The sequence below is a fragment of the Rheinheimera sp. F8 genome (genome assembly GCF_001518915.1).
The window spans coordinates 552,182-572,213 of the sequence record NZ_CP013656.1 but is presented as its reverse complement, the minus strand read 5'-3'; the positions used below and the strand labels follow the sequence as shown (position 1 = coordinate 572,213).

Below are 20,032 nucleotides of genomic sequence, written 5' to 3'. Positions count from 1 at the left end.
TTTTCGTTTTTATTAACCGATTTTATTTAGTCGATTGGATAGTTTCCTGCGCTCTTCAATGGCCTGAGCAACATCTTTTTCTGAAATCGTTTCGACCCGTTCAATCAGAGCAGTTTTAAGCACCTCATCAGCTGCCCGAGTCAACTCTGCATAGCTCAACCCTAAAGCCTTGTAAGCCAAACGTTTCCAAGAGGTATTTTTGATTGCCATGCGACATAAACGGGACTTAAGCACGCTGGCAATACGAGCCTCATCAGGTAGTTCGTAATGCAACAAATCATCGAAACGACGGAACAGCGCACTATCCAAAATGTCCGGATGGTTAGTAGCGCCGATGATCAGACTGTGTGAGTCATCCTGCTCTATCATTTGCAGAAAGCTGTTGAGTATACGCCGTACTTCACCAACGTCATTTGCCAAACCACGTTGAGAACCAATAGCATCAAATTCATCGAAAAAGTAGACACCACGGGCATGATGGGTGGATTCAAAAATCTGCCGCAGCTTTGAAGCTGTCTCGCCCATAAATTTGGTGATTAACCCATCCAAACGAACCTGAAACAAAGGTAAACCAAGCTCACCAGCAAGCACGGATGCAGTCATCGTCTTGCCTGTGCCAGGAGGGCCTACCAACAACAGTTTACGTCTCGGGGACAAACCATGCGATAAGATTTCCGCAGCATGACGCTGCTCACGAATAATCCGCTCCAACTGTTGGGTCAGTTCGCCATTCAGTACCATATCGCCCAACCGTGATTTGGGATAACTCACAGATAACAGATTAGCCAGCTCGCCTTTTGGCCTACTGATAGGTACGGCTTTATTATCCGAGGTTACAGCACGGCGGGATTTTGCCTGATCAACTAACAAACGCAACTCTTCGGCAAGCTTACCGTGGCCGCGCTTTGCTTCATGAGCCGCCACTTGCATGGCAACGGAATAAAAACGATTTTCGTCGCCCTCCAAATGTGACTGGAGCAGCGCTTTTAATTGGTCAGCACTTGCCATAATGTAGTCCTCCTCGCTATGAGGTTATTGTATCTTGTTGAGCAAGCAATCACGATAAAAAACACTAAGCCGTCGTTCGCCATCAACAGACTAGACACTACCCAGCTACTTTTGGTTACTGTTTTCATACTCTACCGGTGATAGCAGACTATTGGAACCACGCTTCCATTTTCGGATCATTCATAATCATCCGCAAATTTTGTAAACGGTGGATCGACCAATAGAAAGCTCGCGTGATATTTCCGTCGCAGATTTGCCTGCAGCCCTCATATCAATAACTTTGGCTTTATCGATTTTTGGCTTCCGACCAAACTTAACGCCCCGGGCTTTTGCTTCCTGCCGTCCTTCATTGGTCCGCTCCAAAATACGATGCCGCTCTGCCTGGGCAACAGCTGACAGAATCGTGACAACCATTCTGCCCATTTCGCCTTCTGTGTTGATCCCGTCATCAATGAAACGAACACCTACCCCCATGTTGTCGAATTCCTTGATGAGATTGATCATGTCTGCGGTGTCACGACCCAACCGGTCGAGTTTTTTGACAAGTACCTGATCGCCTTTCTCCACCTTCATTAACAGCGTTTGCAACCCCTCTCGTTTGAGGTGACTGCCAGATTCTTTATCGCTGAAGATCCTATATGGTTCAACACCATGCTCAGCCAAAGCCTTCAGTTGAATATCGAGGGACTGCTGACTGGTTGAAACGCGAGCATAACCAAAAAGTCGCATCTGAGTGTCTCCTAAATCGAATAGTAGACAAACTGTCTACTAACTACATGATTGACGATTTAATAGACAGTATAAGAGGTGGATTTTAAAGTGTCTACTAATTTATGACTTTTGAGACAATAAAAAATGGCCAGTGTCAAGCTAACCTAACGCCGCGCGCAGGCCAGGAGCGAAGAGACTGCCGGAGGCATCAGGGATCAAAGCCGCATGGCCGCAACTCGTAAGAGGCGCGGGGCAACGCCCGCGAGCCCGACGGCGCCACGCCGGGATGCTTTACTGTTCACAACAAAATGTAAGTGACGCAATAGGACTTATGGGCCACAATGTAGCTACATCTATTGTGAGCACTCAACAATGGCGAGTAACGACGTCGTTCGTGCCCGGATTGACGGGCAGATTAAAGAAACCGCAACTGTTGTTCTGGCAGAAATGGGGTTATCAATTTCGGACGCGATTCGAATGCTGCTGACCAGAATCGCGGCAGATAAAGTACTTCCCTTTGACATCAATCGAGTGTCGTCCGATTCTGATGGAAAGACACTATAAGGTTGTGCGGAAGCCAAGGCCCGCAAATCGATTTTCTGAACAGTAGGGATCAAGAATCGTTCATGGCATCTATCAGACCTTCAGCATTCAATCAACGGGAACGTTTGGACGGCGGCCCCTTCCTTATCATCGAAGCAGCCGAACCGGAAGGTGAAGGCATTAACGTTTTCTTCACTGATATTCCCGCAGCGGAGCGCAAGCCAGATTCACCGATAGCGTTACTGCTCAATGTCTGTCCCGACAGAATGACCATTTGGCCTCTTAATGTTCGAGAAGATCGGGATGATTACCTGCAACCTAAATACGGCACCCTTGAACGCATCGTCGTCGCTCGGCCTGTAATCGAGCCCTACATACTGCCAGAGACCACTGACGATGTCGTCGGGCTTCTTGAGCAGCTGCCGGATGGGTTTGCCAAAGATTTTCGATTCGGTTTGGGGCTACTGTGGGAATACCGACAAATTTGCGAAACAGCCGCCAGCTTAGAGAACGTAAGCATACTCATTGTCCACCAAGGAAATGACGCGAAAATTGATTCGCCGTTCTTTATTCTTGGCATAAAAAGATTTCATGAATTAAGAAAAGAATTAAATCGCATCGCGTCTCGCCATCAGCGAGACGCGCGCAAGGACAAGCAATTTCATGTCTACCAGACCTTATTACATGCTGCGGATTCAGCACAATTTCCCGCTCTTAAGAAGAGCGTGAGACCTGATGCACTAACGGAAATGACCGATGGTGGGCGGCAGCATGTGACGCTTTCCAAGCGTGATCGGCGCGCCGCTGTTCGCATGGTTCAAGACAATATGAAAGCATTGGCGGTATCTGAGCCGCACACGCTGCTGGCATTAAAGAATGATATTGAGCTCATCACACTGAATCAATTGATTGAGCGATACCAAGACATGCTTGGAAAAGGACTGGCGGAAAGCAAGTGGCAAAGCTTCTTTCTGGAAAATCCTTTCATACTTAGTCTTGCATTTGCCGTTCCAGCAATGCTGGTTCAGGGGCAAGCTTATGCAGGTGGCAAACGACTTAACGGGTCCGGCGGAAAATTTTCAGATTTTCTGTGCGCATCCGCTTCAACGGGAAATCTTGGCCTCATTGAGATAAAAAAGCCGCAAACCGAACTGCTAGGCAAATCGCCCTATCGTGGAGATGACGTTTTTGGTCCATCGACAGAATTGGGTGGGGCGATTGCTCAAATTCTCGATCAGCGTTTCAAATTGCAGAGTGAGCTACCCGTCATAAAAAATAACATGAACAGATACGATCTCCACAGTTATGCGGTTCGCTGCATAGTTGTCGCTGGTATGACGCCACAAGAGCATCACCAAAGAAAGTCATTCGAGCTCGTTCGAAATGCGTTTGCAGAGATCGTGATCGTGACTTTCGACGAACTACTTGCAAGGCTAACCGAGATTAAAAATGCGCTCCAACCTATTCCTACCGTAGACACGGTGCTGTTCTGAAACCAACTGACAGTTGACCTTCCCGTAGTTGGGATCAATGACTGTATTGTTCCACCAATCCATCAGCCAATCGGCCTGTGGATTTCAACAACAAGATTGAATCAAATGCATATATCCAAGCTCAGTCTGGTCAACTACAGAAACTTTCCCAACACGAAGCTGCTGTTCAAGAAGGGTATCAACACTGTCATCGGCGAAAATGGATCTGGCAAAACCAATCTCTTTCGCGCAATCAGATTGCTGCTTGATGACAACATGATTCGCTCTGCCTACCGGCTGGAGCAAGCCGACTTTCATCGCGGCCTAGGGCGCTGGCAGGGGCATTGGATCATCATCAGTCTTGAATTCGAGGAAATCTCTGCGGATGAATCAGTGCAGGCGCTCTTCCGACATGGGACGGGCGTAATTGAGGAAGAGGCAAACGGCAAGGCCACTTACAACCTGATCTTTCGTCCGAAGAAGGAAATCAGACTGCGACTTTCTCAATTAAACGATGGCGATCAGGCAGGCCTCGACGCTATCTTGAATCCGGTCACCATCGACGACTATGAGACGATTTTCACGGGTCGGAGTGAAGCCGACTTCAACGACAAGGCCTTCTATAAGGATGTGGTCGGCGACTTCGAGAATGTTCGATTCAATGAAGAGGTTGAATTTCGTGTTATCGGCGCGAAGATTCCGAATGTGCTGTCCGTCTCCAAAGAAATCTCTTTCACTTTCATCCAGGCGCTACGGGACGTCGTCTCGGAATTTCACAATAACCGGACCAATCCGCTCTTTTCGCTTCTGAAGGGCAAGAGCGGCGATATCGACCCCGTGGCGTTCCAGGCCATCACCGATGGGGTAAAGGCATTGAATGACTCCATCGAAGCGTTGCCGGACGTGCAGGTCGTCCGGACGGATATCAGAGACACTATCAAAGATGCGGCAGGCGAGGCGTATTCGCCGTCTTCTCTTTCTATCAAGTCGGATCTGCCGGACGAAGCTGACAAGTTGTTCCAGTCGCTCAAGCTGTTCGTTGGCGAATCGGGGGAGAGCCACGAAGGGCCGATCCACGAGCTGAGTCTTGGTGGAGCGAACCTGATATTCCTCACGTTGAAACTGCTTGAATTCAAGTATCAAAAGGCTAAACAGTCGATCGCCAACTTTCTGCTGATCGAAGAGCCGGAAGCTCACATCCACACTCACATTCAGAAAACACTGTTCGACAAGCTCAAATACGACGACACACAGATCATTTATTCGACCCATTCGACGCACATCTCTGAGGTCAGCAATGTTCAGAACGTGAACATCCTCGGCAGAGAAGGTGGTCGTTGCGAGGCCTACCAGCCTGCAATTGGCCTGAACCCAGAAGAGATTGGCAACATTCAACGCTACTTGGATGCTGTCCGAAGCAACTTGTTGTTTGCCAAGAGCATCCTCCTCGTGGAGGGCGATGCCGAAGAAATTCTCGTCCCAATTCTGGTCAAGAACGTGTTGGGTCTAAGCCTAGACGAACTCGGCATCAGCTTGATTAATATTCGTAGCACCGGTTTCCAGAACGTCGCGGTTCTCTTCCACGATGACCGAATTCGGAAGCGATGCAGCATTGTCACGGATCTTGATAAGGCCATCATTGACACAACGCCGACGGTGGGAGACTCTGAGGGGCTGCTCCGACGCAAGAGCAAGTATCAGGCATCCCAGGAAAGAGGGATCGCCAGGAAAGCGTTATTGGAAGATACCTTCAAAGACAACACTTGGGTTTCTCCTTTCTTTGCTCCCCATACATTCGAGGTCGACTTCGTTGCCGCCGGCAATGCGCGTAAGGTCGTCGGTATCCTTTCTGATGTCTACAAGGATGCTCCAACCATCGCGACGGCCAAGGCGGAGCTTGAATCAGCGGACATCGCGTTGTTTGGTCAGCGCGCATTGACCATGGCGGATAACTACGGCAAGGGATGGTTTGCCATCTTGTTGGGAAAGAAGATCGATCCGCAGACCGCCATCCCAAAGTACATCTTGGACGCAATCGCTTTTGCGCATCCGGTAGTCACTAAGGAAGTCTGGTTTAACGTGCTGAGCTACCGCGTGAACTACATCGACGCAGAGGATGTCTTCACTGCATCTGCCGTCTTCGACGACTTTAGGGCCAAGCTGCTGGCATTCCGAAATGGAGACATCGATTTCGTCGGTATCCGGAACGAGATGCTTGCCACGTTCCCCCATGACCGCATCAACGACGTTCTCGCGGTTTTCTGATCATGTTCATGTGGAACAAAGATGATCTGAATCCCGAGCAGGAAGCGGCCATTCTGAAGCCAGGGAGCGTCTTTCTCATCGCTTGCCCTGGTAGCGGGAAAACACGCACACTGACCTACAAAATTGCCTATGAGTTGTCCAGGCTGAAATCGAACAAGCAGTTCGTCGTTGCCATCACTTATACGCACCGTGCCGCCGACGAAATCCACGAGCGCATTGAAAGTCTCGGGGTGGATACATCCAGACTATGGATAGGAACAATACATTCGTTCTGTCTTGAGTGGATATTGAAACCGTACGGCATCTATCACGAAGCGTTGGATCGAGGCTTCCGTGTGATCGATCAACATGAGCGCGAGAAAATCTTAGAGGCCCTGTGCAAGCCATACCAAAAGCCCAAAATAACGTTCTGGGATTGTGAGTTTTATTACACCGAAACTGGCTACGTGCTCTCCTGCCCACAAGATTGGAAGCATCCCGGTCTTCACGTCATATTGGGCAAGTATTTTGAGATTCTGCACGAAAGTCGACAGCTAGACTTTGAGCTCATTCTCTATTATGCGCACCAACTAATCGCACGTCATCCTGCGATCAGCACTCTTCTGGCACAGTTGTTCTCTTTCGTGCTGATCGACGAGTATCAGGACACCAAGCGAATTCAGTATTCGATCATCACTGCTATTCTGAGAGCTGGTCAAGGTACGACCAAGGCTTTTATTGTAGGAGATCCTAACCAAGCGATTTATCAATCGCTTGGCGGATATCCGATTGCCTTCGAGGATTTCAAGGCAATGGCCAATATCGATTTGGAAGAACTCGAACTGTCGCGGAACTATCGTTCCTCCGACCGCATCATTGACTACTTCGGAAACTACAACGTCTACAACACGCGCATTGAAGCCGCATCCGAGGACAAGGCGTACCCAAGCCTTATTTCATTCAACGACACAGTAAGCAAAAATGATCTAGACGCTGAGTTGATCCGGCTCATCCGTTTCAACATTGAGACTATGGGCATCTCACCTCACGAGGTGTGCATTCTCGCGCCACAGTGGACACATCTTGCAAGCATTACGCGTCGTTTGGTCGCCAGCATGCCCGAGTATTCATTCGACGGCCCCGGTATGGTTCCCTTTGCACGGGACACAGAGAATTTCTGGTACAGGCTTTCTAAGATTGCACTTACTCAGGCATCGCCTGGAATGTATGTGCGCAGACTGCGATGGGCTGGGGAAATTCTGAATGACTTGGAGGCGGCCGGGGCAAGCGTGTCAAATCTCACGCGGCGGTCCCTATTGAGGGAATGCAACGCAATCAAGATCGATGAAACAGATGGTCTTACCTACTTGAGCGCATTCTTCGATCAGCTGTTTGCAAATTTAGTTATCGACTTTCGCCTTTTCACACTGCTTCAAGAGCATCATGTTGCGTTCTTCGACAGTTCGCAAGCCCGGGTAAATCGATTGAAGAGTGAAGGCAGCGAATTTATAGGGGATATTGAGACATTCAGGAAGGTATTCCAGCAAAGGACTGGAATCACCATCTCGACGATTCATGGCGTCAAGGGGGCTGAGTTCGACGCTGTGATCGCTTATGCATTATTAGAGGATATGGTGCCGCATTTCAATGATCCGAATGGCCAAGAAAGTGCAATGAAATTGCTGTATGTCATCGGTTCGCGCGCACGAAAGAACCTGCATCTTATTTCGGAAAGAGATCGAGTTCGCCAGTATTCTGGCGAAGAGTACCAAGTAACTCACAAGCTCGCCGCTTGCAGTTTTGGATACGATCAAATTCCATAGAGATCACGGGTAACGCCGCCGCGCATCCCAAAAGGATGCCTTGCAGCGTTATTCATCGTTTGGCCGAATCACCTGCGTGCTGCTCGATGTGCGACTGCAATCGGCGAGTCGCCTATTGTAGCCGCTCCACCAGAACGCCCCTCGGCTACAATGCAGTCAGATACTCGGCGACGTGGATGCCCGACTTATCCAATTCCAGCAGCTCGATCTGCTCGGACTTCTTGCCAGTGCAAAGAGTGATGCCCAGCGGCGAAGCTTCCCCAGGCTCCCATTCCTGCTTGTCGAGCCAAAGGAGATAGAGCTCCATCTACCCTTTGTACACCGCCTTGAATTCACCGACTGTAAAACGTCAACTCAATTTACCGCCAGTTGCACTTTCATGTAACCACCAGTTTCAGCAATCATCCAGTTAATTGAGCGTCACCTATGAGCGAATTGCAGATGTTCAGATCAGGCGCTCTTGAATAAACGAATCTCTGCTTTGCTTTAATTTGCAGACATTCGTTTTTTCGTGAGCTTTGAGTTTGACACGTTCGTCAATTTTCAGGTGCTGTACAAACGCCAGCCAGGCTGGCGAAATCTGAGCATTATTGCAACGATTTGAGAGAGTGCTTAATTATGCTGCTAATGAAGTTGTGATGGTCGTATTACTACTTCAGAACCGTTGCTCTACCTTCAGTTGCAGCTCGTAAGAGTTGACATCATTTCCAGCTCCAACAGGCTTGGCCAAATCCAAGTGAATGACGTTGTCATTGGCTGAGCGGGCAGAATAAAAACGCGCCCCTATGCCAACGGCTCCTAACCAGGATTGCTGACTATTTGGGGTTATTAAGTCAAAACGATGTTCTGTGGTTGTATCAATCGGGACAAATGGGTTACTGACTTTGCCTCCTGAAATCCGTCCAGCATCGGCAAAAGCCACAAAGCCAACATCCACCAGTTGATAAAGAGTTATTTGCGGATACCAGCGCAGTTCGGCAGTGGCCAACGCTCTGCGTAAGCCATGCTGGTACTGCACCGGATAGCCACGGATACCGCCATCGGTGCGAACCCCATCTTCACTGCCAAGCGCCAGTGGGTCGTCAAGATAGTTCTGCTTGCGCTGGTCATATCTCAGGTGACTGTAGATTGCCCAGCGTGGGGTCAGGCGATAAACATCCTCTATTTCCAAACGGAGTTCGGTCTGATTACCACTATCTGCACCAGTTTGCAAAGATAGTCGACTATTCAGTAGCGTGAGGTGGTTCTGATCACCAAAACCTTTACTTGCCTGCCACTCAAAGTGATACCCAAGTTGTTTCTCCGGTGCAAGATCGGACGTTTGTACACCTAAACGGACCTGATGGCGCCAACCCAGATGAATATCTTCAGTGTGATTAATCAAAAATACATCCGACAGCGTTTTGTATTGATGCTCCATGTATTCAAATCCAACCCATGGATATTGGTAGAGCCGGTTTTGAGGTAACGCCGCACTCTGATGCAAAGGATCTTCCATAAAACGATGACTATCTTCGGTATACCCTAGCAATAAACGCCAACTGGTCTGATCGCTAAAGGATAGCAGCCGACCGTAAGACAACTCGGTTTGTTTTTGCTCCGTGCGGAACTGATTTTCCAGTGCATTATTATGAAAAATTTGTTCAAGCCGGTCGTAACGCATCCAGCCTAAACGCCACATTAGTTCGGTATCATCCTTATAAAACGGATGTTCAAGCTGGAACGCCTGTCTAGAACCATCATCATTATCGACCCATTCAAGCCAGGCATAGCTGTGCTCCAGGCCATTGATTTCAAACAACGACAACGGAATTTCATTCCTGAACTCATAGCCGGTTCGCAGGTAATTGGACTGATACTTCAAGCTGGTCCTGACACCAAGGCCCAACAGATTTTCTTCTTTAAAACCGAAAGAGTATTTATTGCTACCGCCACTTCGACCAAATCCTAAGGTCGGCAACAAGCTCCAGGTGTCCCAGGTCTCAACCTGCACATTGCGACTGCCATCGGCATTACATTCCGGCAGAACCTTGATCCGGCTATCACGCAGGTAGCTTTTATGTCGCAACAATCGCTCTGCTTCGAGCAGATCAGTCGCACTGACTTGCTCGCCCGTGTTAAAAGGTAATTCACGCTCCAGCACCCATGGTTTTGAATTGATATGGATCCAGTTGGCAAAGCGGTGCAGCCAAAATGTGTCAGGATCAGTCTCGTCAAAAATCGGGTTCACACGAAAATCAATTTGTCCTACTTGCAGGGTCGAAGGCCAGTCGGGGCGAGTTACGGTGGTTTCATCTGATTGCTTTGAGGGGACTGACATCCCACACAGATCTGCCAGTGTCACTTCCTGTTGGTCTTTGTCTGGTTGGGCACTATTATTAACAAAATCTGTCGCTACTGCAGCCCCCGTGGTTTCAGCGCTTAACGCAGTACCTGGCAGGCCCAAGAGAAGGCACATCAGCATGACGTGCTGTGCTTGGCGCTTGGTATCGCTATTGACCATTGTGAACTGTCCGATTGTCATATCCCACCGCCGTTGGTTGTTTGCTGCCATGCTATCTGTGTACGCTAATCGCTGATTCTGCAACCGCTGAACATATCGAGTGATTGTTGGTAAAGGCTGGTTTTTACAGAAAAAATACCAAGCAGGCTGTGAAACAGATAATCATGGCTGAGCTGTTTATCACGGGATTGCGCTAAACAATCGGCGTTTAATTTGGTGATCGCCTGATAACCACTACTCATCCACCAGATTAACGGAATGTGGGTTTGTTCCTCAGGTGCCATAAAATAAGGCAACCCGTGTAGATACACGCCATTTTCCCCCAGGGACTCGCCGTGATCGGACATATACAGCATGGCGGCATTGTAATCTTCCTGCTGCTGGAGCTGTGCGATGATGGTCGCTAGCAACCGGTCCGTTGCAACGATACTATTGTCGTAAGCGTTGATTATTTCAGCGCGGTCACAAAGCTGTAGCTGTTTGTCCTGGCACTCAGGGGCAAAAACTTTATCTGACCCAGCACTTCGTTTGAAGTATTCAGGGCCGTGGCTCCCCAATTGATGAATAACAATAATGCGGTCACCATCGGACTTACTTGTGAGTGCACGGGCAAGCCCATCTAGTAAAACATCATCAAGGCACTGACCATCTTTACAGCGGGCGTCGGGCTGTTGAAACAAAAACTCCGACGGGATCCGGTCGCAGACACCTTTACAGCCTGAATTGTTATCGAACCAGCTAGCAGTAATACCCGTCGCTTGTAGGATATCCAAAATATTACTACTGGCTTTTGCTGTTGCCTCATCGTAGTTATCGTGGGTCATCACTGAAAACATGCAGGGGACAGAATGTGCGGTAGCGGTCCCGCATGAACTCACCTGACTAAAACTCATCACAGGGAGTTTACTGAGCAAAGGGTTGGTTGCACGTGGATAACCATTGAGCTGGAAATGATCGGCCCGGGCAGTTTCCCCAACCACCAATACCAATAGCTTTGGCCGGCCTGTTGACTGCTGACGCGTCGCATCACTGGCCAGCACATGAAATTCATGCGGCACTTGCGCTTTGACTGATTTCGCCGCCAGAGAGATACCGGCAATGATCGGGCTGACAGGCAAAGCCAGATGTTTTACCGCTCTGAAATTTCGAAAAAAGGAAGCAAGCTCGGCGTATTGTGTTGCGCCTACGGCAGTCAGTGTGACAATGAATAGCGTGCAAGCAACCAAAAGGTGCTGCCAATACATCCTGCGCGATAAACGTTGCACACGCACCAGGCTGACGAGCAGTAAAGGAAAAAGCATCCACTGCAACAAGTGAAGCACAAGTCCGCCGCTGAGCAGTCCGCGGGCTTCCGCTGGATCGGTTTCAATGGCGTTTTGCAGCATATCTTTGTCAATAAGCACACCAAAAGCCTGATTAAAATACAGGCTCAAGCTGCCAGCTAAAAATAGTAACAACACAACCGGCTTCAGCATACGGCCGTGCGCAATCAACAGCAGTAACATCAGATTGAGCAGAAACACCAAAAAAATCAGTGTCAATTGCAAACCGGCTTGACCAAGAATATGTGCCTGCAGTGCAGTATAAAAGGGACCATTGAGCATCAACGTCATGCTTGCAGCCGCGACCAGCATCAATAGGAACGGATGCCAGCTTTGTGCCGGGCGTTGGATATCCGGCACTACGAGGCTGGGATAATAGCGGCGTAAGTATTTATACATAATGCTGTTCCTGAGAGGTTTCGTACGATGGAGTCATGCGATTTGGATAAGTCAGATACACTAGGCTACTGACAACCCAGCAGAGCCAAAGCGTGGTCAAGTCGTGTGAGAGAAAATGTGCGCCACGCAGTTGCTGCGTAACACCAAGTAATAAACCAAGCAGTAAACCGGTAGTGAGGCCAATGCGAGCCTTTCTTGGGCACACCGGCAAAAAGTAAAAGTACAAGGCAACCCAGGCATAGCCCACACTGGCGTGGCCGGCCGGGAAACATTGTGTAGGATGCATGGCGGCGGGTCTGTCTGCAAACACACCAATAAATGGCAAATTGCCGCCAAATTGTTGCAGGTCCCAAGGGCATTCAGCCGGCAGCATACGCTTAAGCAGGGCGACGATAGAAAAACTCAGCAGCAAACTGACAACTAGTTTGGTCAAGGCAATGGTGCGTTCAGAGCTGCTCTTGCGGGATAACTGTTGGTATAGCCAAAAACCCAGCAAATTAGCGAGGATGATGTTATTGAGAAGGCGGCTGCCGCTATGTAACACATCACTAAGCAACCAATGGTTAGTTAATCGCCATTGGCCGCCTTCGAGTTCAAAAATGGCAGAAGCCAGCACAAAGTCGAACCCGGCCCCATAAAAAATGCCAAAACCAACGGCAAAAAATGCGGTCGGCATCACAATATGATTTAACAAGTCCCGGAATTGAATTTGCTGCATGCCCTGACAAGATGTTGTGTTCAGATACATGCAGCCTAAACAGTGATACTTAAGATTGACTTAAGTTGAACATTTTTTTGACAGCCATCTGTCGCAAACGAATTAGTGTCCAGGGCTCAATCATGTGCTCACTGGCATTTGACACTGCTGCTGTATTTCCGCTCCCGGTAGAGGTAGGACGGCAGCTGCACATGGGCTAAAGCCTTTTGCTGCTTCAACTCGTCAGCCGCGCCGGATTTGAGGTTTAGCTGCCGCGTTATCTTATCGTAATGACCAATCAGCGCCGTGTCATTTGGCCGTAAAATGGTCAAATCTTCGTCTGTCATCAAGGCAAACAAATTATCGAACTGGATAAGCGCTCGTCCTGGGCTTGCTGGATCCGCAATAAAGTCCCTGCCATCCATCGGATGACAGGCAGAAACACCTGCAAGGCTCAGCAAAGTGGGCGCCAAATCAATTTGACTTGCCAGAGGCTCTATCACGCCAGCATTGATTTGCCCTCCGAGGATAAGCCCAGGAATATGGAATTTCTCCACAGGGATCAAATTACTGCCGTAGACTCGGTTGTCATGGTCTGCAACGACCAAAAACACTGTATCCTGCCAATATGCACTCGCTTTCGCTTTATCAAAGAATTGACCCATCGCCCAATCCGCGTATTTGACGGCGTTGTTTGCCGTTGACTTGGGTTCCTCGTGCAATTCAATCCGTCCGTCCGGAAACTCAAAAGGTTCATGGTTGGTTGAGGTAAAGATCAGACTGAAAAATGGCTGGCCTTTAGCATGCATCTGTATTAACTGTTGATGTGCAGTATTAAACAAATCCTCATCACTGGCTCCCCAGCTACCAACAAACTGCGGTGCTTTCATCCGTGGCAAATCGACGACATCGCTAAAACCATTACCGGTGAAGAAACTGCGCATATTGTCAAAATGGGCTTCCCCACCATACACAAACTGCGTCTGATAACCTTGTTGCTGTAAGACCGATGCCAGCGTGGCAAAGCCATTCTGACTATTGGATAGTTTCACCACACTCTGCGCCGGCGTGGGCATAAAACCCGCGACCACCGCCTCAATACCTCTGACTGAACGAGTCCCGGTGGCGTATAAATTATTAAACCAAATACCATCGGCTTTCAGTTTTTCAAGATGCGGTGTGACTGGTACACCGCCAAGTGACTCCACAAAAGTCGCCCCTAAACTTTCTTGCAGCACAATAACTATATTCAGTGGCTTTTGCCGGCTGACTTGCGCTTGCTGCCAGTGCAATGTCGGATATTCCGGATTGGTGTACTGGTAGTCTTTCAGCCATGGCCAGTCGCGTGTTTGTGCAACCATCGCATCTTCTGGCAGTTTACCGTAGACCTCAGTGCTTCTGGCTTCATGCTTGAGGCTGTAGATGGCGTACAGGACCGAATAGCCAGAGTTGATCACCAGTGAATTGACCATGGCATCCGCGGTGATGGCAAACATGGCCGGATTGGCAGGACGATGCTGGGTAGTCGAGCGGATCCCGGCAAAAACGATAAAGACTGCCAGAGGCCAGATTAATGTATGCAGGTTGACCGGCCATAGTTGCAGATCCGCATCAGCAACCCGCAGTAAGCGCCGAAATAGCAGGGCAAGACCTACTGTAATCGCAATCCCAAGGACCAAGGGTAATCTGAAACCATGCCATAAGGTCGAAAACACTTCTTTAGGGTATTTCAGGTATTCAACGTAAAGACGATTGGGCCTGATATCGTATTGCAGTAAAAAAGACGGCGTGGAGAGTTCAAGAAAGACAACGGCAATTAAGACCACCAGACTCCAGCCATAGGTAAAACGGAACCAACTGCGTTTGAGCGGCGGCCAGGCCAGAAACAGCGACAGTAGTACCGGGATAGCCGCCAATAAGCACATTAAAATGAAGTCGGCTCGAACCCCTTGCAACATAATCATACCGAATGACTGCGTCGGCTCCACCCGCTCATATTGCCATAGCACCAATGCGAGACGACTGACGCTTAAACTGAATAATCCAATCCAAATCATCCGGACCAGGTGCACATAAGGCCCCCAGATAGAAGCACTCATCAATTTGTTAAAAACACCATGCTGCATTCATTTCGTCCTTTTTTCACCACGATAGGTAGCCTAAACACCCAAACTTAAGATTCCCTTAAGGCTAGTGATTTAACATAGAATAAACGGAGTTAAAAATATGAAAAATCATCATCAGGGCTGGCGCAGACTTATCAGTGCGGCCAATTATTCAAAACAGGGTTTTATCAGCAGTTGGCACTCTGAGGCTGCGATCAGACAAGAACTGATGGCATTGCTGGTGTTGCTGCCATTTGCTTTTTGGGTTGATGTCAGCGCGGTTGAAAGAGCACTGTTAGTGTTAAGCCTAATGCTAGTATTGGTCGTTGAACTCCTGAACACAGGACTAGAAGCCGTTGTTGACCGGATTGGCTCCGAGTATCACGAGCTTAGTGGCAAGGCAAAAGATATAGGCTCAGCAGCAGTATTAACCATGCTTGTCACAGCGCTCTTAGTCTGGAGCATTATCCTGATCTAAATTGGAGTCAGCTTTATGCGTATTTTATTGGTCGAAGATGATCAGTTGCTTGCGCAAGGTCTGATCGTTGCGCTTGAACGATTGCACTATCGCGTAGAGCATTGCATCTCTGGGAAGCAGGCTTTGCAGGCTGCTCAAAACAGTACATTTGATGTCATGATCCTCGATCTTGGCTTGCCTGATGGGGTCGCACTGCCGGTGATTAGAACCCTCAGGTCCGCACAACTATCACTGCCAATATTGGTACTGACCGCGTGGGATCATCTGGAAACCAAAATTGAAGCGCTGGATGCCGGAGCTGACGATTATGTGCTTAAACCCTGTGATGTCAGAGAAATTGAAGCGCGCTTGCGGGTCATTCTTAGACGGCATCAGCAGCGACATCAGGATATTCTGATGAGTCATGAACTTTTGTTAGACATCCAGCGACATAGCTGCACCTTTAAAGATAAGCCCGTCCACCTGACCAGTCGTGAGTTTTTGCTACTCAAAGAGCTGATGTTACATCAGGGAAAAATTGTCTCCAAGCAGCATTTGGAGGAAATCAACACAGGTTGGAATGGTGATAACGAGGGCAACTCGTTGGAAGTCCATATTCACAATATTCGAAAGAAAACCGCCGCTTATGTGATTAAAACAATCCGCGGTTTTGGTTACACACTGAAGAATCACGATGAAAATTAAAAGTTTGCGGCGCATGCTGCTTCTGAGCATTAACGGCGTCATTTTGCTGTTGATGAGCGTGACCGGCGTCAGTACTTTTTATAGCACTCACCACGAATTGGATGAGTTATTTGATGCGCAGCTTGCCCAGTATGCAAGGTTGGTCCGTCACTTGTTACTCGAAAGAACAGTTGCTACCTCCGTTTCAAATACCGTTATTGAAGTGCCGCGGATTATTGAAGATGGAATCGAGCGCACTTCTGCACAGGAGCGCCACCCAGAAGGGCACAAATATGAGAGTAAAATTGCTGTCCAGGTATGGAGTCAGGACGGGCAGCTACTGTTGCGCTCTGCGAATGCCGGCACGCATCCATTGCAACCAATGGAAGTCGGTTATCATGTTGTCAATTTTGATGGCTATGAATGGGTTGGCTTTAGCTTATTTGCTGAAGACTTAAAGGTCTGGGTATTTACAGCACAACGTGAGGATGTTCGTGGTGAACTCAGCTTTCATCTAACCATTGATCAGTTATTACCACTTAGTTTTGCTGTAATTCCCATTTTTATACTGGTGTGGCTGACAGTCTATTTGGGAACAAGGCCAATCAACGAATTATCCGAAAGACTTGCCGGCAGTGATCCTGCTGATTTAAAGCCTGTAAAAATGGAATTACCCAGAGAGCTGCAGCCTATTCAGCATGCGGTGAATACTTTGCTGGGTGAACTCAAATCTTACATAGCACAAGAAAAACGGTTTATCGCCGATGCATCCCATGAACTTCGAACGCCCCTTAGCATTCTTCAGCTTCACACAGATAACTTAGCCAAATCGCAATCAATGGATGAGATTATGTTGGCAAATGAAGCTATACAAAAAAGTACTAAACGCCTGTCACATTTGGTTTTCCAACTGATGGAGATGCAGAAGCTAGAGCATTTAAGTCATCTGGACAAAAGGCAGATACCGTTGTTAGGAATGATTTCCGATGCAATGGCACAAATCGATGGCAAACACCTTGATAATGTCTGCTGGGATATTCACGTTGGCTCAGAAGTCATATTGTTTGTTGAACCCGCCCTATTTCAGTGCGTCTTGCGCAATCTGCTGGACAATGCAGCAAAATATGCCCGTCCAAATAGCGTGGTCCAGGTGGTATATTCGGAAATGATCACGCAAAACAAACTGACCATTACTAATCAGTTCCCCGATAATTCGAAGCCTGAACTAAAGAGATTAGGAGAGCGTTTTTTCCGGCATGCAGCTCATCAGGATATCGCCGGGTCTGGTCTTGGGTTATCCATAGTACGAAAAGTAGTAGAACTCCATCGAATGAATTTGGCATGGCATATCAGTGATGATAATTACTTCAGCGTTGTGTTAGAAATCCCTGAAAATGTCGTTTAGTTGACGAGTGGTGGGAGTATAGTGGTCTACTCATTCAGGCCTTTTTTTCATATCTGACTTTATAAATACAGGATGCTCGCTGTTTTAACGTTCTGGCAATACGCCGATCTCTCAAGTTTTCGAACGCTGCAGTTCACTTTCAGAGGCAATCATATCCGCTTTCTGTGAAAAGCTGCGATTCGACCATCTCTATTACCATCGTCAGCGATTGGCACTTAGCCGCCTATGGTGGGCTGACGATAAGATTGCTTAGCCTACTGGTAAGGACACGCTTCTTGCTCTGGTTTAAAGCTGTTGCAGGATATAACTGCTATCGCCTTTCGTTCATTTATTGAACTAACCACTAATAGATCTGATAACGCCATGAATCGTAGTCAGCTTATTGATAAACGGATTAACTACAAGAAGATGCCAATTTCAAGTCAACATACGTAAGTCCCGCACAGCACCTGGGACACACAAAAATCAACTTCTGCTGCGGCAGCACCGACAGTCCGTGACCAAGTAATTCAATGAGGTCAATGATCCCTGACTCTGGCGAAATGTCGGCATCTGCTGATTTCAGCAGTATGGTTCTAGTCCCGAACTCCTCCAGATAGCAACACCATCCGTCAGAGAAATCACCGCTCAGTGACGTTTTGGTTACTACCACTGGTCGATCGTTTGCCAGACCATATGAATATGCCAGTCGACTGATATCAATCAACACCAGTCCGTTTAATCCCTTACGTTCATGCGCAGGAACCGCAGTGTAGATATCCATGTGAAGTCCTCACGAATCCAGACGGGGCCCACCGGTATTGGCAACCCACCACTCGCAAAACTCACGCACTGGGTGCGTATAGTCGTCCGGCGCATTCACTAAAAACCACTCCAACACGTGCCGGCAGATCTCGTGGAACCAGTAATTTCCCCAAAAATACGAAAATTCACGCTCGAACCCGGGGTCTCGGTGATGGATTAAAAAGGCCGAGATCCCAGCAAACAAATATTCCGCGCTTGCGAGTGGGCAGATGACCCGCGGTGTTCCAATGTAATCAAACGATAGGGAATACCCAAATAATAACATCGCCGGAATACATCCAAGGTGCGCCAAATGCTGGCAGAATGCCTGCTGTTCGACGGTTTCGAGTGGAAAAAAACCGATCTCACCTTGTTTTGTATATGGGTACAGAAACCGGTTGTGGGACCGATCTTGTTTAATCCCCCGAGCGATTTCATGTAACTGGTCTTCTGACACCAGATTTCCGAGCCAACAGAGCTGCGTTTTTAATTCCATGATTGTATCCACCACATCACTTTGTTCGATGTTCCTGCTCTGTAGTTTTGTGTATCATCCGTTCATCACAGGAGAACAATATGATCCGCTACTACCTACGTCGCTGCATGGACGATTACGAGTTCAAAAACGACACAACACTCACGATCATCCAACTGGCAGAGGCGACAGGGATCCACAGAGCCACTCTGTCAAAAATGTTGCACGAGCGTGGCAGTAACCTGACGACAGATGTCATCGACCGGCTGTGCACATTTTTCGACGTTCCAGTCCAGCAACTGATGGAACATGTTAAATCCGAGCCGGACCACTAATCACACCAAGAACCAATACAGCGCTCCAGGTGATGCCGCAGCTCATGAGCGATCTGCTCCGTTGAAAACGAATCCAATCGCTGTTCACAACAAATGGATTTCCGCATCCAGGCGATCAGGGCCTCACGGTTAGTGCGCTCTTCACCTGTGCCACAGGCCATAATCAGCTGCCGCCCACATGGGTCAATGTTCAGTGCAGCTAACAGTGACTCAACAACGTTCTGAATACGCCGCGAGAGTTTTTGACGTTCTTGCATGTTGATGAACATGCTCATGGTCGTGATTTCTGTCATTTGTACGCTCCCCTCAGAGCAAGTTTCAAATGAATGTCCGTCATCAATTGATGTTCAACACCACGATTGCCTCCTGCACATTACACAACTCACGCTACTCAAAGCGGTTGAGAGTGAAGGTCAGCTATTCGTTACTGTTGAATGCGGATATGTTTGTGTTCGGGGGGGCTCTGGGTTTCATAGATGGTGCTCCTAGTCAGTACCATCCATGGTGTTCAAAACGTTATCGGTCTGAGGTCTCTTGGCACGTCGCCTCCTCATAAAGGTAGATCAAAATAGACGCATGTCAATTATAATCGACATTATTTTGCTATTTTGACGTTATTCCTCTTTCTGACAGCATGTTTGACGCTCTCAGGCATTGGATCCTCCAACCTCTGAGCGTTAAAACCCATTGCGACAACGTTGTGAGTATATTGAACAAACCGCAGCTCATACTGTCTCAACTTTTCTTGCAGCGCGGCATTTTGCGCTTCGAGTAACAAGCACTTTTGTTCTAACTCCGTCGTCTCCAAACGACGAGCAGGCTTTACAGCGGTTTGAGCCCCACGCATTTTTTGTAATGCCTGCTTTGCTGCGCGATATGCTTCTTTTATTTGTGGATGTTTACAAAGCGTCTGATAGGGCATCCCACAGACGCTCTCTAAATCCTGCCAGCTGAACCGATCGCCTAAAGCGCCACTTGCATACGTGTTACAAAGATGTACCAGTTTTCCGACCACGGCCTTGGTTAATTTTACGGTTGGCATAGAGCCTCCTGAATACCGGCGCAA

At 48.3% G+C, this 20,032-nt stretch carries 18 protein-coding genes and 1 pseudogene; 8 read left to right on the top strand and 11 right to left on the bottom strand.

Features of this window, described 5'->3' with window-relative positions; all coding sequences use genetic code 11:
• Positions 1–12 precede the first annotated feature (12 nt).
• Entirely contained in the window at positions 13–1,008 is a 996-nt protein-coding gene (locus ATY27_RS02685) for an ATP-binding protein (protein WP_208932623.1), read from the bottom strand.
• A 186-nt stretch (positions 1,009–1,194) separates the two neighbouring features.
• Positions 1,195–1,737: a recombinase family protein gene (locus ATY27_RS02680; protein ID WP_208932622.1), complete on the bottom strand. Its 543-nt coding sequence runs from the start codon at positions 1,735–1,737 to the stop codon at positions 1,195–1,197.
• 354 nt (positions 1,738–2,091) lie between these two features.
• Between ATY27_RS02680 and ATY27_RS02675 the strand changes: the two genes are divergently transcribed.
• The 4 genes from ATY27_RS02675 (at position 2,092) to ATY27_RS02660 (ending at position 7,801) form a co-directional block, all read left to right on the top strand.
• Positions 2,092–2,283, top strand: a complete 192-nt coding sequence (locus ATY27_RS02675; protein ID WP_208932621.1) for a type II toxin-antitoxin system RelB/DinJ family antitoxin — start codon at positions 2,092–2,094, stop codon at positions 2,281–2,283.
• 62 nt (positions 2,284–2,345) lie between these two features.
• The gene (locus ATY27_RS02670; RefSeq protein WP_208932620.1) at positions 2,346–3,755 is read left to right on the top strand and encodes a Shedu immune nuclease family protein; all 1,410 of its coding nucleotides are present in this window, start codon (positions 2,346–2,348) and stop codon (positions 3,753–3,755) included.
• A 105-nt stretch (positions 3,756–3,860) separates the two neighbouring features.
• Positions 3,861–5,999, top strand: a complete 2,139-nt coding sequence (locus tag ATY27_RS02665) for an AAA family ATPase (RefSeq protein WP_208932619.1) — start codon at positions 3,861–3,863, stop codon at positions 5,997–5,999.
• Positions 6,000–6,001: 2 nt separating this feature from the next.
• Positions 6,002–7,801, top strand: a complete 1,800-nt coding sequence (locus ATY27_RS02660; protein WP_208932618.1) for an ATP-dependent helicase — start codon at positions 6,002–6,004, stop codon at positions 7,799–7,801.
• A 112-nt stretch (positions 7,802–7,913) separates the two neighbouring features.
• On the opposite strand, the pseudogene ATY27_RS02655 reads toward ATY27_RS02660, so the two are convergent.
• From ATY27_RS02655 to ATY27_RS02635, 5 genes and pseudogenes are all read right to left on the bottom strand, one after another.
• A pseudogene (locus tag ATY27_RS02655) lies at positions 7,914–8,141 on the bottom strand (DUF1016 domain-containing protein); the annotation flags it as partial.
• Between the two features lie 315 nt (positions 8,142–8,456).
• Positions 8,457–10,325: a hypothetical protein gene (locus tag ATY27_RS02650; protein WP_208932617.1), complete on the bottom strand. Its 1,869-nt coding sequence runs from the start codon at positions 10,323–10,325 to the stop codon at positions 8,457–8,459.
• Between the two features lie 44 nt (positions 10,326–10,369).
• Positions 10,370–12,025, bottom strand: a complete 1,656-nt coding sequence (locus tag ATY27_RS02645; protein ID WP_208932616.1) for a phosphoethanolamine--lipid A transferase — start codon at positions 12,023–12,025, stop codon at positions 10,370–10,372.
• Positions 12,018–12,743, bottom strand: a complete 726-nt coding sequence (locus tag ATY27_RS02640; protein WP_208932615.1) for a phosphatase PAP2 family protein — start codon at positions 12,741–12,743, stop codon at positions 12,018–12,020. The genes ATY27_RS02645 and ATY27_RS02640 overlap by 8 nt, the downstream gene beginning before the upstream one ends.
• Positions 12,744–12,871: 128 nt before the next feature.
• Positions 12,872–14,848, bottom strand: a complete 1,977-nt coding sequence (locus tag ATY27_RS02635; RefSeq protein WP_244151393.1) for an LTA synthase family protein — start codon at positions 14,846–14,848, stop codon at positions 12,872–12,874.
• A 100-nt stretch (positions 14,849–14,948) separates the two neighbouring features.
• On the opposite strand from ATY27_RS02635, the gene ATY27_RS02630 reads away from it, so the two are divergent.
• Genes ATY27_RS02630 through ATY27_RS02620 form a run of 3 tightly spaced genes read left to right on the top strand, consistent with a single transcriptional unit; the run spans position 14,949 to position 17,373 of the window.
• A complete protein-coding gene (locus ATY27_RS02630; protein WP_208932614.1) occupies positions 14,949–15,305 on the top strand; it encodes a diacylglycerol kinase in 357 nt (118 codons plus the stop codon).
• Between the two features lie 15 nt (positions 15,306–15,320).
• Entirely contained in the window at positions 15,321–15,989 is a 669-nt protein-coding gene (locus tag ATY27_RS02625; protein WP_208932613.1) for a response regulator transcription factor, read from the top strand.
• Positions 15,979–17,373 carry an ATP-binding protein gene (locus tag ATY27_RS02620; RefSeq protein WP_208932612.1) on the top strand — a complete coding sequence of 465 codons (1,395 nt, stop codon included), beginning with the start codon at positions 15,979–15,981 and terminating at the stop codon, positions 17,371–17,373. Before ATY27_RS02625 ends, ATY27_RS02620 begins: the two co-directional genes overlap by 11 nt.
• 394 nt (positions 17,374–17,767) lie before the next feature.
• Here the strand turns inward: ATY27_RS02620 and ATY27_RS02615 are convergent, their stop codons facing one another.
• Entirely contained in the window at positions 17,768–18,136 is a 369-nt protein-coding gene (locus ATY27_RS02615) for a hypothetical protein (protein ID WP_208932611.1), read from the bottom strand.
• A gap of 9 nt (positions 18,137–18,145) precedes the next feature.
• Positions 18,146–18,652: a hypothetical protein gene (locus ATY27_RS02610; protein ID WP_208932610.1), complete on the bottom strand. Its 507-nt coding sequence runs from the start codon at positions 18,650–18,652 to the stop codon at positions 18,146–18,148.
• 80 nt (positions 18,653–18,732) lie between these two features.
• Between ATY27_RS02610 and ATY27_RS02605 the strand changes: the two genes are divergently transcribed.
• Positions 18,733–18,966, top strand: a complete 234-nt coding sequence (locus tag ATY27_RS02605) for a helix-turn-helix transcriptional regulator (protein ID WP_208932609.1) — start codon at positions 18,733–18,735, stop codon at positions 18,964–18,966.
• Here ATY27_RS02605 and ATY27_RS02600 read toward each other — a convergent pair.
• Both ATY27_RS02600 and ATY27_RS02595 read right to left on the bottom strand, forming a co-directional pair.
• Positions 18,963–19,259 (bottom strand): hypothetical protein, encoded by a 297-nt coding sequence (locus tag ATY27_RS02600; RefSeq protein WP_208932608.1) that lies wholly within the window; start codon positions 19,257–19,259, stop codon positions 18,963–18,965. The genes ATY27_RS02605 and ATY27_RS02600 overlap by 4 nt on opposite strands.
• Positions 19,260–19,561: 302 nt before the next feature.
• Positions 19,562–20,008, bottom strand: coding sequence for a hypothetical protein (locus tag ATY27_RS02595; protein ID WP_208932607.1), 447 nt, complete (start codon positions 20,006–20,008; stop codon positions 19,562–19,564).
• Between the last annotated feature and the right edge of the window lie 24 nt (positions 20,009–20,032).